Raw genomic sequence first — 19,803 nt, 5'->3', positions numbered from 1 at the left:
AGGGAAGATTTTAAAAAGAATTAATAACAAGGGTCGGGCACCCTACAAATTAATGTGATATGCCAGTTAAAATTAGATTACAAAGACACGGTAAAAAAGGAAAACCATTTTATTGGATAGTTGCTGCAGATGCAAGAGCTAAAAGAGATGGTAAATTCTTAGAAAAATTGGGTATTTATAACCCAAACACTAACCCTGCTACTATTGAATTAAAAATAGATGACGCAGTAAAGTGGTTACAAAACGGTGCACAACCAACTGATACAGCTAAGGCAATTCTTTCTTATAGAGGTGTGCTTTTAAAGCATCACTTACTAGGTGGTGTTCGTAAAGGTGCATTAACCGAAGAGCAAGCTGAAGAAAAATTCACTGCTTGGTTAGAAGAAAAAGAAGGTAAGATTGCTTCTAAAGTTGGTGGTTTAGACCAAGCGAAAGCTGATGCTAAAGCAGAAGCTTTGAAAGCTGAAAAAGAAGTAAACGAAAAGAGAGCACAAGCAGCTGCTGAAGCCGCATTGCCAGAAGCACCGGAAGGTGAAGAAGCAGAGGCAGAAGTTGCAGCAACTGAAGAGGCTCCATCTGTAGAGGCAGAAGCTTCTAAAGAAGAAGAATAAATAAATTTAGAAGCGAATGCGTAAGGAAGATTGTTTCTACCTCGGTAAGATCGTTTCTAAATATAGTTTTAAGGGTGAGGTACTAGTTAAACTAGATGCCGATGAACCTGAAATCTATGAAAATATGGAATCAGTATTTGTCTTGATGAAAGGCAATGTACTGGTTCCATTTTTTATTGATAGATGTCGCCTGCATAAATCAGCACTTTTAAGAATAGATTTCGAAGAGGTGAAAGATGAAGCAGCTGCTGACCGTATTATGGGTCACTTACTTTATTTGCCCTTGACAGCTTTGCCTAAATTAGAAGGTGATAAGTTTTACTTTCACGAGGTTATTGGGTTTGATGTGATAGATGATACTCATGGCAATATTGGCAAAGTAACCGGAGTAAACGATACAACCTCTCAAGCTATTTTTGAAATAGAAAAAGACGGGAAAGAAATCTTGGTACCAATTATAGATGAAATCGTGAAGAAAGTTGACCGCGATAATATGGTAGTTCACGTTAGTACTCCAGAGGGTCTTGTAGACTTATATTTAGGATAAACCAAACTTGGTTTAGTCTGGCTTACCCCTAATTTTATTCCAATTTATTTTAGTGCATTCTCGCAGAAAGCCAAGCACTTTTGAACTTCTGCTACGGCATTTGAACCTTCTGGTATATCGTACTCAAGTTCTACTGTACCCGGAAAATTATATTTGTTATCACGTATTAATTGCAAAGCAGCTGGCAACGGAGTATCTCCACTTCCCCAAACTAAATTGCCCTTACCATGTTCAGGAGTTTGTCTGTCTTTAAGATGCATACTTTTAATGTGCTCATGCTTACTTTTTATAATATCTAAAGGAGCTGCGTTTCCTGCAGCTACAAAATGACCTAAATCTAAATTTAAGGCATTGTATTTTGATTGCTCTAAGGCGGTATCCCATAAGGTAGGAGTTTGTTGTTCATGACCATGATAGCCAACATAGATACCGTGTTTTTTGGCAAAATTTCCTAGCCTAAGTGTTGTAGCATCATCGCTTGGATGTTCTACGGTAACGTGACTAGCTCCTAAAACTTTTGCCGTTTTCATTCCCCAATCAATATCTGCATCAGAATTATCCTTGCCAAATGTATTTCTAGGCTTAAAGGCATATATTTCTACACCTGCATCATTATACATTTTACGGAATTTCTCAAACCTTTTCATGTCCGCAGTTTTTCGCCACTCGGTAACTTGTGCGTTATATGCGGCTTGTTCCGCTTGTATTTCTGCAAGTTCTTTAGCTTCGTCATTTGTAATGCTTCCACTTCGTTTCTTCTTCATCAATCCAGAAAACACAGTTCTATTCAACTTGTTTTCCGGTCTTCCTGCAAAAGTCTCTGCTGGGTCACCTATTAGTTCAATGGCATTTATACCGCAATCTAAAATATATTGTAATGTAGCTTCTGCACTTTGGTCCTCCATGCTTCTAAAGGAATAGGTGATAACGCCTATTTGTACTCCATTAAATTTAGAGTTCGGTTTGTTATAATGTTTTAAGATGGATGGAGCTCCAAAAAGAGACGGGGTAATCAGAGTTGAGCCTGCTGCTACCGTTAGGGTGTTTTTCAAAAATTTACGCCTTCCGGCCTTTGAATCGTTCTGCATTTAAATAGGTCTTTAGTTTAAGTTGTAATTGTATTCTAGAGATAGAAAAAATCTCTAGAAAATTAACTATTTTCAACTCTTAAGACAAGTTTTGTGCATATAATTACAAAATATTGCATTGCGAAATATTGTTAGTCTTTTGATACATGAAGGTTGCTGAATTACCCTTGGTATGTTCAATGAAAAAAAGCCATGTCCTAAAAAGAACATGGCCTTGATATTATTATCGAAATCTAAAGTATCATTTTTTAGTTATAGGGTGCGGTACGTCCCACCATAGATTTGTATTTAGATTGTCTGGCCCTTGAGCACTTACTGCCGCTTTGTAATTTTCAGCATTATTTGTTGGGTAGTCAACGTCGTAGCCTTGTCTAACCGGAATGTCATCTCCATTTAAGGGAAGCGTTGCAGGTTCAAGTTCTGGATAGCCAAGTCTTCTCCACTCACTCCAGGATTCCCAACCTTGAAGGTAAAGAGCTTTCCATTTTTCTTCAGCTATTTGTTGCATTGCGGTTTCAGGGTCGGTACTCAAAGGATTTGCTGCAATATATGTATCGGCATCTTCTGCGTCCCATAAATCAAATGAAGCTTCTATTCCTTCTTCGAAATAAGTACTTGAGTCACCACCTGTCCAGCCAAGTTGTACCGCTTCTGCCAAAGAAAAAGCAATTTGAGAATAGCTGTAAATTATTCCTGGGGCAGTACTTTCATAAATAACGTCGCTAGAGATAAAAGAAACGTCTGCAGCCAACCATTCAGAATTAGGAATACCGTAGGGCATACCCAAATATTCAGGGGACCCTAAAGAGACGGATGTTCTCGTGAACTCCGCATAAACTGCAATTCTAGAGTCGTTGTCATCAATTAATCTATCAATCAATACATCGCTTACAGCGTAATCTTCACGAGTTTGAAAATTATCTTGCCAAGGGTTGTCATTATTGTCGTCCGAAAGGAAGGGATAATAAATAGTTTCATCATGCGAGCTTATAGCACCTGAGACGGCCTCATTGAATTTTGTGGCCGCATAACCAGAAGGGTCTGGATAGATGTTAGATAGTCTTAAGGCCATGACCAATTTAAGTGTATTGGCAAATTTTTTCCAACGCTCCATATCTCCTCCAAAAAGAATATCTCCAGTTGGTCCTGCTCCATCATCTATAAGAGCCAATGCATCATCAATATCGGTAAAAAGCCCATCGTAGATTGCTTCTTGAGTATCAAAAACAGGATAGGTGTTTTCAGTTCCCTGAAGCGCTTCGGTATAAGGCATCATTCCCCACCGATCGGTCATGAATTGGTAATAGTAGGCCATGAGAATTTTAGCTACCGCAATTTGGTTGGCGTTGGACCCGTAAGCAGATTGTTCAAGCGAATATTGCTCATCTGAGTTAAAATCAATTATCGTTTTTAAATTGATTAATGGGTTTTGATATAAGTAATCGGAGTCTGCACTTAAATCTGTATATCTGGAGCCATCTGTATAGGTGATCTGTGATATATGTTGGGTATATAGGTCTCCCATTTCGTCTGTTACAACATCGCCTATGTAGCGCTCTGCAAAAGTTAGTAAGCCGCTGCTGACTACCGTTGTGGTAACGTCTGGGTCTGAATTGGTGTCTCCAAAATCCACATTTTCACACCCTAGAAATACTAGGGATAAAAGGATAGGTTGAATAATTTTAGAATATGTTTTCATAATATTTGTTGTTTTGTTTCACGAGAAGTTAGAAAGAGAGTTTAACACCTAGGCCAAATGTTCTTTGGTTGGGGTCTTGTGCATTTTCTGTCCAACGAATATCGTCATCAGTACTATTGTAAGCCTCAATTTCAGAAGGGTCAATACCATCTATTTCTGAATAGATTAACCATAAGTTGTTAGCATATAGGTTAATCGTGATTGCATCTAAAGGCAATTTTTCAATTGTCTTTTTTGGAATACTGTACCCCAGAGACAATTGCCTAAGCTTAACATAGCTGGCGTCATAAATCCACTCGCCCGCTTTTCTGTTCATGCTCTTGAAATAGGAATATGAGCTTGTATAATAAGAAACAGGGTTTCCTGTAGCTTCATCTACACCTTCTACAAGGACACCTCCAGAGCCAGTTCCTACATTTGAGGCTAGTACTTGGTTAACTTCATTGCCGCTAACATCTAATACAGGGTCTCTTAGAGGGTTGCCCAGGCTATTGTCACCAACTGTAAAGTCTCCCAGACCTGAATAGGCCAATAGTTGTCTAGTGACGGAATAGTATTCGCCACCACCTTGAAAATCTATAGATATACCTAGGTTAAAGTTCTTGTAACGAAAATAATTGATAAGTCCCCCGTTAAAATCTGCCTGTACATTACCAACTTTTTCAAAATTGTCCGAATACACTCGAAGGCCATTGCTATTAATTAGGGGTACTCCGGCATCATTGGTCACTACATTATAACCATAAATATTTCCCCAATCGTCATTTGCATCATGTACTAGATATGCAGTTCTACCTTCTGCAACTTGTACGGATGATACGATGTCATTAATCTTTATTACTTTTTTATCAAAATTGGAAATATTAAAATTTATGTCCCAGTTAAAATTATCCGTTCTAATTGGAGCTAGATTTAAAGCTAATTCCCAGCCCTTGGTCTCTATTATAGATCCGTTACCTACCGTTTCCGCATAGCCGGTAGCTCCGGTTAAGGTGAGATCTGTTGGAAGATTTTCGTCATTCCTTGTGAAATAGGTAAAGTCAATTCCAAATCTATTTTGAAGGAATTTTAATTCCATACCAATTTCTTTTTCTTCCCTTACACCACCGGTTAATAATGGATTGGCCAATGTTTCAGGAACACTTAATGCAACGCTTGAGCCATAAGGATTAGAAATAGAGTAGGAGCTTTGAAGTTGATAAACATCTGGGAAACTAGGCGCTTGGCCAATACCGGCACGTAATTTACCAAAGCTGACAAAACCTCCAGGATTAAGTAGTTGGGAGAAAATAAAACTACCGGTTAACCCATAAGTGTTCAATTTATTGTCATCTGCTGTTGCTGTTGATCCCCAATCCCTTCTAAAAGAACCGTCTAAATAAAGCATGCTTTTGTATCCGACTGAAGCAGATGCAAAGAGCGAATTTAATTTTTGCTCTTCCGTGTCTCTGTCATAGTCAGGAGTGTCTACAGAAGTATTAATGCTGTAGTAGCCCGGTATTTGTAATCCTCCTACGGTTTCTGCCCTTAACCATTTATATTTTCTTTGGTTTGTTTGTCCCCCTACGCTAGAAACGACATCTATATCTCCAAAATTTTTGTTATAACTTAATTGGGCATACGCTTCCGTGAAGCTATTTTGTTCAGTGAGCTCTTGAAACCATGGCACAGATAAACCTCCCCATGCGCGTTTATCATCAAAGTTGGTTAAGTCAAAAGTTCTTCTTAGATCAACTAGTGCTTTCAAATTGTCATTTATGTCATATTCCAATCCTATACTACCATAAATTGCATTTTTAGTTTCGTTATTTATGTTTTCATATACTTCAAAATAGGGTGAATCCCAATATAAAGGTGTTGGATTGTCATATGATCTCATGTTCCATGAAACAATTTGACCATTCTGTTCATAGTCTCTCAGTCGGTCAATATTTAATTGTCTTTGCCACCATTCATTAAAATTCCCGGCATATCCTCGTGTTTCAGGATTGTTGAAAGTAGATCTATATTGATAGTTAAAAACACCCTTGAATTTAAGTTTGTCAGTAACGTTGTAATTCCCTTTCATGGAAATTGTTGTTTGCTTTCTATCGTTATTAGGGTTGATGAGCGTGGTGTTGAGATTGTTTATAGTAGTCTTAATATCATAATTTTCACCACCTTTTAAAAAGCCAATTGTAATATTTTTAGTGACACCCGTTTTGTAAAAATCGCGAACATCACTTGTTGTTGGAGACCAAGCTCTTAGTTTTCCAAATTCAGAAGTTCCGGGTACCCAACTGTCCCAATGTCTTACTAAAGTACCATCAAGCTTAGGACCCCATGATTCATCAGCAGAATAGTTGGGTATATTTTGTCCATTTAATTCTGAAAATGACTGTGTGTAACCTCCGCCGTATTCATTTTGATATTCAGGTAATAAGTAAAGGTTGGATACAGAGGTTGCAACGTCTAGGGTAACTTTGGTTTCTCCACTCTTTGCTGTTTTGGTGGTTATTATTACTGCTCCGTTTCGGGCTTCGGGACCATATAAAGCGGTACCTGCAATACCTTTTAGCACTGATATATTTGCAACGTCCTCCATGTTAATGTCACTAGAGGAGTTAACTTTTATACCATCAACTACATATAGCGCTCCTACTTCTCCCCTTAACCTTATATTAGATGCTTCATAAGTAGAACTGGGAGAGCCTACCAGCTGTACACCGGCGATCTTTCCAGCAAGACCTTGACTGATATCGGTTTCTTTACCCATTACAATATCTTCACCGGCAATACTTTGTTGGGAAAATCCTAGGCTCTTTTTTTCTCTTTTTATTCCAAGCGCCGTAACAACTACTTCGTCCAAGGCCTGAGCATCTTCTTCCATCATAACATTAATGATCTGGCCAGATTCTACGGTAATTACTTTGTCTCGTTGACCCATATAGGTAAATAACAGGCTTTGGCCTTCGCTTGCTTCAATGGTGTAGTTTCCGTCAAAATCTGTTTGTGTTCCCGTTGTGGTACCTTGTACAAGAATATTAACACCTGGGAGTGGAAGAGAATTGTGGTCGGACACGGTTCCGGTAATCGTGTTTGTTTGGGCTGTGGCATTGTACATTACAAGTAATGAGAACAATGCAAACAATAATTTTTGTTTTTTCATCATTTTAAGATAGTTAGATTGGTAATCTTTGTTACTATGTTAAATGTTTAACAAAAATTTACGTTATTAAAGAATTCGCTGAAAAAATCTCATCAACATCAACGTATTTGTCAAATGCGTAAATAGCCGATATTTAATTTTTTTATAAGAGAATATTCAGTGATGATTTTTATCATTTTAGAGATAGAAAAAAAGCACTAAAAATTTTTTTTATTTAATGAAAATCAATACCCATATAAACAATGAAAGTGGGTTGTATAATGAGATTTTTCAGTCGTTACAGTATGAAAATAATTCCAAAATGGTTTTTGTACGATGAATAATGTAGTGGGATGAGGAAGTATATTGTTAATTGAAAATTTCACAGATGAGTACTATTATCAAACCAGCATATCTCATTAAATGTTTTCCATACCTTAACTTTATCAATTCTATTTTACTTTAAAGCGGACGATGGAGAAATTGAATTGGTCTAGGTAGCACTGCCAAGCTCTTTTTTTAGTTTTAATATGAAAAAGTAAATTTTAAATAATTTAATAAAGTGAGATTTGGTAAACTCTTTTAAATTCAAACAATTCGAGATAGAACAAGACCGTTGTGCCATGAAAGTAGGTACAGATGGCGTCTTATTGGGGTCTTGGGCATCTATAGATAATAACCTGGAGACCATATTAGATATTGGTGCAGGTACAGGGCTGATAGCGTTAATGATGGCCCAACGTAGTACCGCCGAAACTATAGATGCGTTGGAAATAGATGAAGATGCTTATGAGCAATGTGTTTCCAATTTTGATAGTTCTGATTGGGCCGATAGGCTTTTTTGCTATCATGCAGGCCTGGATGAGTTTGTTGATGAGTGGGAAGAGCCTTATGATTTAATAGTGTCTAATCCGCCTTTCTATTCCGAAGAAGTTTCCAGTGGAGATGCTTCGCGAGATAAAGCGAGACAAAATCAATCCTTACCGTTTGATGAATTGTTAGAAGGTGTATCAAAACTAATGGCTCCAAAAGGTTCGTTTGCAACGATAATTCCTTTTAAAGAAGAAATAGGGTTTTTGCAATTAGCCAAAACTTTCAAATTATATCCAAGACGCATTACTAGGGTTAAAGGGAATGCCACTTCTGAAATTAAACGTAGTTTGATTCAGTTTGGTTTTGAAAAACTGGAGCTTGAAATCAATGAGCTAATTATTGAAATAATCAGGCACGAGTACACCGAAGACTATATTTCATTGACTAAAGATTTTTATTTAAAAATGTAACAATTAGTATGCATAATGTTACGTTTCATCATTATATTTGATTAAAATTCACCCTATGAGACCTGATTTGTTCGAAGCGCCAGACTATTACAATCTTGATGACCTTCTTTCTGAAGAGCATAAATTAGTACGCGATGCGGCACGCCAGTGGGTAAAAAGAGATGTCTCACCCATAATTGAAGAATATGCCCAAAAAGCAGAATTTCCGAAGCAAATTCTAGGTGGATTGGCCGCAATAGGGGCATTTGGACCCTATATTCCCGAGGAGTATGGCGGTGCCGGATTAGATCAAATAAGCTACGGACTTATCATGCAAGAAATAGAGCGTGGTGATAGTGGTGTGCGTTCTACAGCTTCGGTACAGTCATCATTGGTAATGTACCCTATCTATACTTACGGGTCCGAAGAACAACGAAAAAAATATTTACCAAAATTGGCTTCGGGTGAAATGATGGGCTGTTTTGGACTTACGGAACCCAACCATGGTTCAAACCCTAGTGGAATGGAAACTAAATTCAAGGATATGGGAGACCATTATCTTTTAAATGGTGCCAAGCTATGGATATCTAACTCACCCTTTGCGGACATTGCCGTGGTATGGGCTAAAAACGAAGAAGGCCGTATTCATGGGCTTATTGTAGAACGTGGTATGGAAGGTTTTACTACTCCCGAGACCCATAATAAATGGTCTTTGCGAGCATCGGCTACCGGAGAATTGATATTTGATAACGTAAAAGTCCCCAAAGAAAATATATTACCCAATAAATCTGGATTAGGAGCACCATTAGGCTGTTTGGATTCTGCTCGTTATGGTATAGCATGGGGAGCCATTGGCGCAGCTATGGATTGTTATGATACGGCTCTTAAATATGCTAAAGAACGTATACAATTTGGCAAACCTATTGCCGCCACCCAACTTCAGCAGAAAAAATTGGCCGAGATGATTACTGAAATTACAAAGGCACAGCTATTAGCTTTTCGTTTGGGTCAATTAAAGAATGAGGGCAGAGCTACAACCGCTCAGATTTCTATGGCCAAGCGTAATAATGTGGATATGGCTATTAATATAGCAAGGGAAGCAAGACAAGTTTTAGGTGGAATGGGAATAACAGGGGAGTATAGCATCATGCGGCACATGATGAACTTAGAGAGTGTAATTACCTATGAAGGTACGCACGATATTCACTTGTTAATTACTGGAATGGATATCACGGGACATTCTGCGTTTAAATAGTAAAAGCTTACTTTTAAATCGTAACCAAAATTCCAAATTGCTATGCGATACTATTTGTTATTTTTCTTATTCACCTTTATTTCCTGTAAGACCGAACCGGATAAAAAGGCCGTTGAGATAACAAACACAACCCACAAGACCTTAGAAAAAGGGGAAACACTTCAAACTCTTGATGTTTTACTTGGTCAGCTATTCGTAGACGTACAATTAGAACAGGTTTTTCCGGACAGCAAGACATTCGTTGATTGCATTGCCAAAAGACCTTACTCCGAAATTAAAATAGCATATGAGCAGGAAAGCGATTCTGCAAATTTTGATTTGAAGGCATTCGTACTCAAGAATTTTGAATTACCGGAGACTATAAGTTCAGACTTTAAGACGGACAAGAGCAAATCTGCAGCGGAACATGTTGTCTCGTTATGGCCGGTTCTAACGAGAGTCTCAGATGCCAAAAATGAGGGTAGTACACTTATTCCCTTGCCTGATCCATATATAGTTCCAGGTGGTCGTTTCCGAGAAGTTTATTATTGGGACAGTTATTTTACGATGTTAGGCTTAGCCGAAAGTGGAGAATTCGACCTTATTGATGACATGCTTGAAAATTTTGCGCATTTAATAGAAACTGTAGGTCATATCCCCAACGGTAATAGAACCTATTATATCACAAGGTCACAACCTCCTTTCTTTGCGCAGATGGTTGCTTTGTTAGCCACGAGTAAGGGTGATTCTGTCTATACCAAATATAAAAGTGCTTTAAGAAAGGAGTATGATTTTTGGATGGACGGTAAGGATGCCACCGATACTCCTATTTATCATTGCGTGAATACAACTTCAGGTATAATGAATCGCTATTTTGACCGTGGTACTTTACCGCGTCAAGAATCCTATCGCGAAGATTATAATCAGGTTCAAAAAGTAAATGGAGGCGAAAAAATGTATAGTGACCTGCGTTCTGGAGCGGAATCCGGTTGGGACTATTCTTCAAGGTGGTTTGCTGATGGTAAATCAATTGAAACCATTATTACTACAGATATCATCCCTGTTGATCTTAATGCACTTCTTTACGGCTTAGAATCCGTATTGTTAAAGTGCTATCCCGAAGATGAAGAATTTAAAAAGACACTTGAGGAAAGTATGGCGAACAGAAAGAAATTTCTAAATGATTTTTGTTGGAATGCATCCGAAGGTATTTATGAAGATTTTAATTGGGTCAAGGAAAAACAAACTGGCGAGCCTTCATTGGCCATGACCTTTCCCTTGTTTTTCAATATGGCATCTCAGGAGCAGGCAGATAGCATTGCAGAATACATAAAAAATAATTTTCTGAAACCAGGTGGTGTAGTTACTACTTTAAAAAATACAGGTGAGCAATGGGATGCGCCTAACGGTTGGGCGCCATTGCAATGGATGACCATTGTTGGCTTGGAAAATTATGGTCATGACAAACTCGCAAATACCATTGCTCAACGTTGGGTGAAACTCAATGAAAAAGTATATGCCAATACAGGAAAATTCGTTGAAAAGTATAATGTGGAGGATATGAGCTTAGATGCTGGTGGAGGAGAATATCCGGTGCAAGATGGTTTTGGATGGAGTAACGGAGTGTATCTGGCATTAAAAGCGAAAACCGGCAAGAAATAAATAATATAGATACTTACTTTTCATGCTTATTTGCTGAATAAGCGTAAATTATTATTGCTTTTAATATATAAAAGTACCACTTCCTTCATAACGGCCAACCACCTTTCCTTAAGTGTTACACTTCAATTTCTGAGCTTAAAAATCAATTAAATGCGTTTTCACAACAGAAATCGGCTAGTTCACATCATTTTTTTTCAAAATGAACACTGCCGCCGTAAGTTTACAGTGTTAATCAAACAGAAATAAAATTTTTCATTTTCATATAGTGTTCTCGTAAAAGAGTCTTGTCGAAACCGGCGAGACTCTTTTTAGTTTACAGTATTTCGTTTCTAATTATCTATATTTTAAAATTCAAAAGTTAAATCTATACTTATAGGTTCATCATCGTTACCAAAGTAGTTTTCTGAATTACCCTGAGGCCCCATTTTATCTCCCGTTTGAAACTTAGTTCCTATTGCAGGTATATTTTTAACAAAGGAAATATCACCTTCAGGGAAGTCTACAGAAACCCTATGGTTTGGGTCTTCTTTTGGTTGCTGAGGGGTAAGCATCCGTAAAAAGGTATTTTCGGAACTACAATACACCGTAAAACCGTTGTTGTTTTTACCTTTAATCTTTACCCAGTACAGATTAGAGAAATACCCCTTAAATTCTGGGTATACGAAACCTGATTCTCCAGTAACGGTATTGTTATAATCATTTTTCCAAACTTGAAATTTGGTACCTTTCATTCTATTTCGCCATACACGGTAAGGTCCGTCTCCTAACCACTTCATACCACTAACTTCAGATTCTGGAAACGAGAACGTAATACCTTTTAATCCTGTTACTATCTTTTTACCTTTAATTTCAACGTGTAGGTCTAACAAGCCGTTAGAGTTTATGGTCCATTTTATAACATCGGAGCTGTACTCTTTATGACTTGCCCATCCGGGGGATTTATCCGTCTTTTCAAAAACGGTAATAATCTCTACTTTGTCTTTAAGCTTGTTTACATGTATAGATTCTATTTTGTCTTTATGGTCAAAAATCATAGGTCCATTAGTAAAGGGGACACTGTTATTTTCTTTTTTAACCCCCTGTAACAAGCTGGTTTCTTCTGAAAAGGTGTACTCAATTCCGTTTGCTGCAACTTTAATAAGTCCCCCATCAACTTGGGTCGTAACCGCTCCTTGTTCTGTATTAATACTATTGCTTTTATTTATGTCCTTTGGCACTTTGATAGGGTAGCTCCATGTAAATATTTCTAAGCCATTGTGGTCTGTTGCCGTTAAAAATAAAGCATCTGCAGTTTGCCAGTTTTCAGGTAAATCTACTTTGAACGCTCCTCTGGTTTCGGGTTTTAAGTCTGGTAATGTAACAGTACTTTCAGAGACTAATTTAACTTTATCTGTTCCTTTTGGACCATCAAATTGTACCCATTTGGCAGCCATTTTAATATCATTTAAATTGGTAAAATGATATCTGTTTTCAACTCTAAAAACACCATTAAAATCTGATTTTATATAGCGGTCTTCTATGTAAACCGGAGACCAAATTTCCTTAATACTAAAATAACTAGCCTCTTTTTCTCCATAAGGTCCCACAATTCCATCGGCTGCATGATTGCCGTCTGTATCTAGTATTCCTTTTTTATCTGTTCTAACCACGGCTTCATCTGCAAAATCCCATAAAAAACCTCCGGCAGCTAATGGCATATTCCACATCTGTTTCCAATAATCATCTAGTCCGGCACCATGCCCACCATCGTACAGACCATGTAAAAACTCGGTTGGGAAATATATTTTATCCTTGGCATAAGTATCATACGCAAAGACATGATAGCTAGGATAGTGCATGGTATTTGTTTTATTAAAAATATTCCAAGGGTGAATAACTTCTCTTTGTTGAATGTCCCATTTGGCATAATCACCATCTAACTCCGTATTCCAACCTGTTTCGTTTCCATTGGCCCAAAGGAGAATAGAGGGGTGGTTTACGTCACGAACCACGGTTTCTTCAACTATTTTTCGACCTACTTTTGTGTCTAAATACGGTGAGTGCCAGGTACAGACTTCGTCTATAACAAAAAGCCCTAGTGAATCGGCAACATTTAAAAAATGCTTGTCAGGTGGGTAATGAGACATACGCACGGCATTCATGTTCATGTCTTTCATCATTTTTACATGCTCAATGCTTAGTTCTTTTGATGTAGTTCTGCCTGAGGATGGATAGAAGGAATGCCGATTTACGCCTTTGAATTTTATTCGTTGCCCGTTTACGTAGATTCCGTCTCCCTCACGAACTTCAACCGTCCTAAAACCAAGACGTTGCGAAGTTGTATGAAGCACTTCATCTTTTTTGCCCAGAAGTTCTATGTTTAAGAAGTATAGTTGAGGTGATTCCGGATTCCATGATTTTATGTCGTTTGCTTTTGAGGTAACATGCCATTTGCCATTTTCTTTACTGATGTCAATAGCGGCTAAATCTTCTATCTTTTTATTATGGATATCAGATAACGAAAGGCGAAGAGATTTAGCTTTGGTAGATGCAGTGTAAATATTGGCTTCTATGCTTCCATCTGCTTTGGCATTGATGGCAACTCGCTCAATATTTTCTTTAGGGAAGGCCTGTAAATAAACGGGTCTAAAAATTCCGCCGAAAATCCAAAAATCCGCTTCTCGTTCAGCATGATTGATAGAGGTATTGGAAGAGGCTTTGTTCACTTTGACTTCTAGCAAGTTTTTTTCGCCGTATTTCAGGAGTTTAGAAATTTCATACTTGAATTCATAGAAAGCTCCCTGATGTATTTCTCCAGCAAGTTGGCCGTTAATTTTTACCTCGGCATCGGTCATGACGCCTTCAAAAACAATTTTCACTTCCTTTTCATCCCAATTTTCTGGAACATTAAATTGATGCTTGTAAAGCCCGTATTCATTCTTACGCACCTTAAAATTATCTTTGCCATAGTTGTAGTTTCCAAATCCCTGCAATTCCCAACAAGAAGGAACACCTATGGTAGTCCATTTGCCACTGTTCATTCCATCGGAACAAAAGAAATCCCAGTCTACCATATCATCTTTGCCCGTACCTGATAGATAAAATTCTTGCGTTTCAATATCCGCTGGTTCTGTTTTGGACTGCATGGCATTTACTCCAATAAAAGATAGCCATAGTAGTATAAAAATGGTGGTGGTTTTCATGAGTTTAATTTTTAATTTAATCTGTCTGGCCTTTCTTATATACTTAAAAGAAACTTTTGTAATAGTGTTGCCTTTCTAAAAAGCGAATTAAAATGATTGTAACAAATGTATGTTTCACACTTTATTATTTGTACTTTAACCTCTCTTTAACGGTAGCTATAACGGTTAAACTTGTCTTGTAGCTGCCTATTTTACGGTATTCCCCATGCAGCTGACGGAAAAGATAGAACAACATGTAGTTTATAAGATAAAGGATAGCGAGACCTTTAAAAATGCGCCAACAAGCAGAGGATTGTTGCAATATCTCTATGAAGCCACAAAGAGGGGAGAACATTTAAAGGAGGCTGTAATAGAATTAGAATTTTTTAGAAATGATGAGAACCAAGAGAAGAACAATCCTAGGGTAAGGGTTAATGTTTACAACCTTAGAAAAAAGCTGACGGCATATTACGAAACGGAGGGTAGTACAGATAGCTGGCAATTAAAAATAGATAAGGGGCAGTATAAAGTTCGATTTATAAAAAGACAAGCTCCAGCAGGTTGGATGCGAAAGGTAACTTGGTCACAAATTCTTCCGTATTGTTTATTCCTGGTTGCCCTAATAATGCTTGTGGTAAGCAACATACCATCAAAAACACCATTGTTATGGGAGTCGTTTTTGGATTCCGAAAAATCTACCAACCTTATTCTAGGAGACCATTTTGGCACCATGGGAGAAACAATGACCGGAGGTAGGGGGTGGACTAGAGATTTTGAGATAAATAACGTTGATGAATTTTATGATTTACTCGAGGTAAAACCCGAATTGCAAGGTGTGCTTCACCCCGCAAATTATAGCTATACCACTCGGATGGCGGCAATGGCAACCCAGCAGTTTCAACAGTTTTTTCAAGCAAATGATAAACCGATTTCAATTCGTTTTTCTACGCAAACTACGCTACCTGAAATTAAGGAAGGTAATGCCATTTACGCTGGGCCGATAAAAAATGAAAATCAATTTATCGGCTTTTTTAATGACGCTAACCCATACTTCAATCTATCGGGAAAAACCTTAAAACTATCTGGGCATCCAACAATGAAGGATAGCCTATTTACCTTTGGTACTTCTTTGGTGGACCAAGAATATGCTATTGTAGCAAAGTATCCTAGTATTGGTAATTCAGAACATTTTGTATTCTTTTCGCAACACGATATAGGCGTAAGCGCAACGGTTGAATACTTCACGAACAATGACAGCCTTCAAAAGTTTCAAAAGGAACATCTAAAAGGTAAAAAGTACTTTACGGCACTATTCAAAGTTAAAGGTCGGAATAGGGTTGACACCGATTTAAAACTTGAAATGGTGGTCGGTTTTTAACGAGTTAACTGGTTTTTATTTACTCATAGCTCTTATAATCTTCTCCATCTCAACTTTTGAAGGGCGAGGTCTTTTTCTGAACGAATTAGATTTGCCCGTATCACGATCAAACTCATCTGGCGTTCTAAAATCCGGTAAGCTATCCTTAGAGGCTTTACGAATACTATTCATTTCAGTACGTAAGGTCTTTAATGTAATTTGATGCGCTGGGTCTCGTGCAAGGTTTTTAAGCTCGTAGGGGTCGTTAACCACATCATATAATTCCTCTTCTTGTCTTGGTGTAATAAAGCAAGCCAATTGCGCTTCGTTTAGTTCACCTTTCTTTTTTAGTGCCTGCATAGATTTAAAGGTGCCGCCAATAAACGCATCTGCAGAAGGCGTATTCGGTAAATCTGTGTAAAAGTTTCGTATGTATTTAAATTCTTCGGAACGTACAGCTCGCGTGTAGTCTTCGTAATCATGCCAGTGGTCTTCCGCATAAATGATATCTCTGGTTTTTGCTTTTGTGTCTTCTAGTAATGGAGAGAAATCTTCGCCTTCAAAACTTGGTAATGTTTCTAAATTCGCAAGTTTTAGGAATGTTGGAGCTATGTCTATTGAGCTTACCAAGTTGGTATTAACCGAATTAGATTCTACTTCATTTGGCCATTTCACAATCCATGGGGTTTTTATGCCACCGTCGTAAAGTGTAGTCTTGTCGCGAGGAAAAGGTCTGCCATTATCACTTATGAATAGAATCATTGTATTATCTGAAATTCCTTGTCTGTCCAACTCCGCAACTACTTCGCCAACATAATTATCAAGACGGGTAATCTCATTATAATAATGCGTAAAATCTTCACGTACCTCTTTGGTATCAGGAAAATAGGGGGGCAGTACTACATCTTCCAAAGCATGGGGATTCTCTATAGTATCTTCGGTATAGGGTCTGTGAGGGTCTACGGCAGCTAACCATAAGAAGAAAGGTTGATTTTTTGGTCTTTGTTTAAGAACGGGTATCCATTCTTCGCAACCACTACCATCGCCCATTTGTTTGGTTTTTTCTCCGGTTGGCGATAACTGAAAACCGTGTGTACCCACATCTTTTACCAAATCAAAACGTGTTTTTATGGAGTCTCCTAAGTGCCATTTTCCTGCCTGAGCCGTCCAGTATCCAGACTTTTTTAATTCCTCAACAAAAGTAACCTTGCTTGCGGGTAAAGGCCAGTGTAGTTGCTCCGCATCTGTATTGTGTGGGTAAAGGCCAGTTATAATACTGGTTCTGCTCGGGCTACACGAACTGGCGGTCAAGAAAGCATTGTCAAAACGCATACCGTCCTGGGCCAGTTGGTCTATATTGGGAGTTTTTATGTTTGGGTGCCCATAAGCACCGCTATCGTCCCAGGCCATATCATCGGCAATTATGAGAACTATATTGGGGCGTTCTTCTGTGACTTTGGCTTCCTCTTTTTTCTTCTCTGCACAAGATGAGATAAGTAAAAGACCTAGTGAAAGAATAGATAAAGTGTAGTTTTTGTACATGGTGGTCTTATTTAGAATAGGGTCTTAGGTTTACTCTTAGAAGGTAATCATCTGCGGTTATAAATAAATATCTTCCATCATCGCTAAATTCGCAATTGCCCGTGTTTTTATCGGTTCTGATAGTTCCTAAATGCTTGCCTTTGGGAGAAATAACCAAAACACCATCAGGCCCCGCTAAGAAAATATTACCCTTGTCATCAATCTTCATTCCGTCCGGAGATTGTTTGCTAATACTTGCTTCACGTAATTTAGTAGCATCAAAAAATATTCTTTTGTTGGATACCTTTCCATTCCCAACAATGTCGTATGCTAAGATTTTAGGTTGTTCCTTAAAAGAATCAGCAACATATAAAGTCTTATTGTCGTTGGATACGGCAATACCGTTAGGAGCTTTTATAGCGTCATCCAAAAGAACTAATTCTTTGTTTTTTCCACAAAAATAGACTCCGTTGAAACCAATGTCACTTTTGCCATCACCTAAACCAAAAGAAGGGTCGGTAAAATATAGATTTCCATCTTGGTCATAATCCATATCGTTAGGCGAGTTGAATTTTTTACCCTTAAAATTGGTAATTACCGGTTCAAATTTAGGGTGAAGAGAATCCGTCAAGCTTGTGAGTTTACTAATTCTACGGTCGCCTACTTGGCACAGTACTAATTCCCCTTCTGGGTTAAGAATAAGTCCGTTGGAACCTTTGCCGTTACTTACTTTTTCAATACCTGTATCACCGGAAGGAGCCATGTATAAACTTAGTCCATCTAAATTGTGCCACTGGTAAATTTTGTTCTCGGGAACATCGGAGAAAATAAGTTTTTGCTCTTTAGGAAGCCATACCGGACCTTCTGACCAATTGAAGCCTTCTGCAACTAATTCTATACGGGCATGTTTTGATACCAACGAATCAAACTCAGACGCTAGACGTTCAATCCAGCCATACGTTGGATATTTTCTTAACGAATCTAAAACCGTTTTAAATTTTTTTTTTAGCTGTTTTTCTTTAGAAGATAGTTTGTTAGATGGCAACGAATCGTTTTCCAGAACATCTTTTTTGATGTTATAGAATCTACCGTCTCCGTAAAGTTTATAGTTTTCGTTTAATACAAATTCTGCCGGTGCGAATTGTTTTTTGTCCCAACCCGGTTTAGGGTCGTAACTCATAAATACCCAGTCTCTACGTTGTACAGGTTCTTCTTTTAAAACAGGTAGAAAACTTTCTCCATCTGGTTTAAAACCGGAAGGAGTAGGGGTATTTGTAGCTTCAAGAATAGTGGGCATAAAATCTATAGCATCAATGAATTCGTTTGATGCAGTACCTTCTTTAATATGACCTGGCCAGTTGGCAATAAAAGGGACTTTAATACCAGCTTCGGTTGTTAGGCCTTTACCACCTTGAACCGTTCGATTTCCCATCTTGGAAAAAATGGTTTGGTGTGTTCCATTATCGGAATACAACATTAAAAGGGTGTCTTCTCGAAGTCCTTTCTTTTCAAGATTATCTACAATATCTCCAATAATTTTATCTAGATACTCCACCATATCCTTGAAGTATATAGTTTCGTCATTCAATCTTTTTATAGCATATTTCCAATCGCCGCTGTTCGGTGTTGGATTGAAAGGACCATGGGTCAATGCCATTGGGTAATACACGAAAAACGGTTTACCCGCTTGACGGTCAACAAAATCGTTTAAGTATCGAGAGAAAATGTCCGGGCCATATTTACCATCTGTTTCCTTTAGGAATTCTCCATTTTGATAAATGGTTGGATTGGCGAAACGGGAGCCTTTATCTTCTGTGTGGAAGGCGTGAAACATACTGTATTCATCAAAACCAGCATCTTCTACTTTCATGCCAATTCCCCTTCTGTGCTCACCTCCAGGATAACCAGGCGGGTCATAACTTTGCAATTGCCATTTACCCACCATGCACGTGGCATAACCGGCATCTTGCATGATGTGGCCAAAAGTTTTTTGTTTTGGATTCAAAATTCCAAAGGCTTCCCAATTCCTAAAATTGTACTGCCCAGTCATAAGTTTTACTCGAGTAGGCGTACAGAGGGGTTGGGCGTATGCTTGGTTGAATTGCATGCCCGTGGCCGCAAGTTTATCAATATTTGGTGTGTTGTATGAGGTTCCGCCGTAACTACCAATTCCTTCATATCCCAGGTCATCAACCATAATAAGAATGATGTTGGGGCGTTTTTCGTCCAAAACTTCTTTGGTTTGTTGCGAATGACTATAAAATGAGACTAAAAAGAAAAATAAAAAGTGGATTGGTTTCATAAGGTGGGCGGTTGTGTTTTTTAAAATCGATATGATTAATTCTGAGAACTTACGGGTGTTAAAATAATCGGTGTTGCAGGTTTATTACTTTACAGAGTTAGGCACTAGGCAATGTAATAATTTTACCTTTTATAGTTTAGGCCTTTGATCATCTGTTGCATACTTATAGCAAATTGATCATATCATTTGTAGATTATGTATTCCACAATACAATTCTTGTACTCTTATGTAC

At 38.1% G+C, this 19,803-nt stretch carries 12 protein-coding genes; 6 read left to right on the top strand and 6 right to left on the bottom strand.

Features of this window, described 5'->3' with window-relative positions:
• Nucleotides 1-59: 59 nt before the first annotated feature.
• The gene (locus tag IWB64_RS03825; protein ID WP_194532752.1) at nucleotides 60-611 is read left to right on the top strand and encodes a 30S ribosomal protein S16; all 552 of its coding nucleotides are present in this window, start codon (nucleotides 60-62) and stop codon (nucleotides 609-611) included.
• A 16-nt stretch (nucleotides 612-627) separates the two neighbouring features.
• Nucleotides 628-1,158, top strand: a complete 531-nt coding sequence (gene rimM / locus IWB64_RS03820; protein WP_194532751.1) for a ribosome maturation factor RimM — start codon at nucleotides 628-630, stop codon at nucleotides 1,156-1,158.
• A 44-nt stretch (nucleotides 1,159-1,202) separates the two neighbouring features.
• Here the strand turns inward: rimM and IWB64_RS03815 are convergent, their stop codons facing one another.
• From IWB64_RS03815 to IWB64_RS03805, 3 genes are all read right to left on the bottom strand, one after another.
• Complete coding sequence (locus IWB64_RS03815) at nucleotides 1,203-2,246, bottom strand: sugar phosphate isomerase/epimerase family protein (protein ID WP_194532750.1); 1,044 nt, start codon at nucleotides 2,244-2,246, stop codon at nucleotides 1,203-1,205.
• 241 nt (nucleotides 2,247-2,487) lie between these two features.
• Nucleotides 2,488-3,945 (bottom strand): SusD/RagB family nutrient-binding outer membrane lipoprotein, encoded by a 1,458-nt coding sequence (locus IWB64_RS03810; RefSeq protein ID WP_194532749.1) that lies wholly within the window; start codon nucleotides 3,943-3,945, stop codon nucleotides 2,488-2,490.
• Nucleotides 3,946-3,973: 28 nt separating this feature from the next.
• Nucleotides 3,974-7,096 carry a SusC/RagA family TonB-linked outer membrane protein gene (locus tag IWB64_RS03805; protein ID WP_194532748.1) on the bottom strand — a complete coding sequence of 1,041 codons (3,123 nt, stop codon included), beginning with the start codon at nucleotides 7,094-7,096 and terminating at the stop codon, nucleotides 3,974-3,976.
• 599 nt (nucleotides 7,097-7,695) lie between these two features.
• On the opposite strand from IWB64_RS03805, the gene IWB64_RS03800 reads away from it, so the two are divergent.
• Genes IWB64_RS03800 through treF form a run of 3 tightly spaced genes read left to right on the top strand, consistent with a single transcriptional unit; the run spans nucleotide 7,696 to nucleotide 11,230 of the window.
• On the top strand, nucleotides 7,696-8,355 hold the full coding sequence (locus tag IWB64_RS03800; RefSeq protein WP_194532747.1) for a tRNA1(Val) (adenine(37)-N6)-methyltransferase: 660 nt from the start codon (nucleotides 7,696-7,698) through the stop codon (nucleotides 8,353-8,355).
• A 55-nt stretch (nucleotides 8,356-8,410) separates the two neighbouring features.
• Nucleotides 8,411-9,589 (top strand): acyl-CoA dehydrogenase family protein, encoded by a 1,179-nt coding sequence (locus IWB64_RS03795; protein ID WP_194532746.1) that lies wholly within the window; start codon nucleotides 8,411-8,413, stop codon nucleotides 9,587-9,589.
• A 42-nt stretch (nucleotides 9,590-9,631) separates the two neighbouring features.
• A complete protein-coding gene (gene treF / locus IWB64_RS03790; protein ID WP_194532745.1) occupies nucleotides 9,632-11,230 on the top strand; it encodes an alpha,alpha-trehalase TreF in 1,599 nt (532 codons plus the stop codon).
• A gap of 344 nt (nucleotides 11,231-11,574) precedes the next feature.
• On the opposite strand, the gene IWB64_RS03785 is transcribed toward treF, so the two are convergent.
• Nucleotides 11,575-14,412, bottom strand: a complete 2,838-nt coding sequence (locus tag IWB64_RS03785) for a glycoside hydrolase family 2 protein (protein ID WP_194532744.1) — start codon at nucleotides 14,410-14,412, stop codon at nucleotides 11,575-11,577.
• 205 nt (nucleotides 14,413-14,617) lie between these two features.
• Here IWB64_RS03785 and IWB64_RS03780 point away from each other — a divergent pair, with 205 nt between their 5' ends.
• A complete protein-coding gene (locus tag IWB64_RS03780) occupies nucleotides 14,618-15,769 on the top strand; it encodes a helix-turn-helix domain-containing protein (protein WP_194532743.1) in 1,152 nt (383 codons plus the stop codon).
• 15 nt (nucleotides 15,770-15,784) lie between these two features.
• Here IWB64_RS03780 and IWB64_RS03775 read toward each other — a convergent pair whose 3' ends face one another.
• Both IWB64_RS03775 and IWB64_RS03770 read right to left on the bottom strand, forming a co-directional pair.
• Complete coding sequence (locus tag IWB64_RS03775) at nucleotides 15,785-17,290, bottom strand: sulfatase family protein (RefSeq protein ID WP_194532742.1); 1,506 nt, start codon at nucleotides 17,288-17,290, stop codon at nucleotides 15,785-15,787.
• A 7-nt stretch (nucleotides 17,291-17,297) separates the two neighbouring features.
• Nucleotides 17,298-19,571: a sulfatase-like hydrolase/transferase gene (locus tag IWB64_RS03770; RefSeq protein WP_194532741.1), complete on the bottom strand. Its 2,274-nt coding sequence runs from the start codon at nucleotides 19,569-19,571 to the stop codon at nucleotides 17,298-17,300.
• Between the last annotated feature and the right edge of the window lie 232 nt (nucleotides 19,572-19,803).

Origin of the sequence: Zobellia nedashkovskayae, from assembly GCF_015330125.1 — a bacterium.
Taxonomy (GTDB): domain Bacteria; phylum Bacteroidota; class Bacteroidia; order Flavobacteriales; family Flavobacteriaceae; genus Zobellia; species Zobellia nedashkovskayae.
The sequence above is the reverse complement of the archived record's forward strand: the minus strand, read 5'-3'. Positions and strand labels throughout refer to the sequence as shown.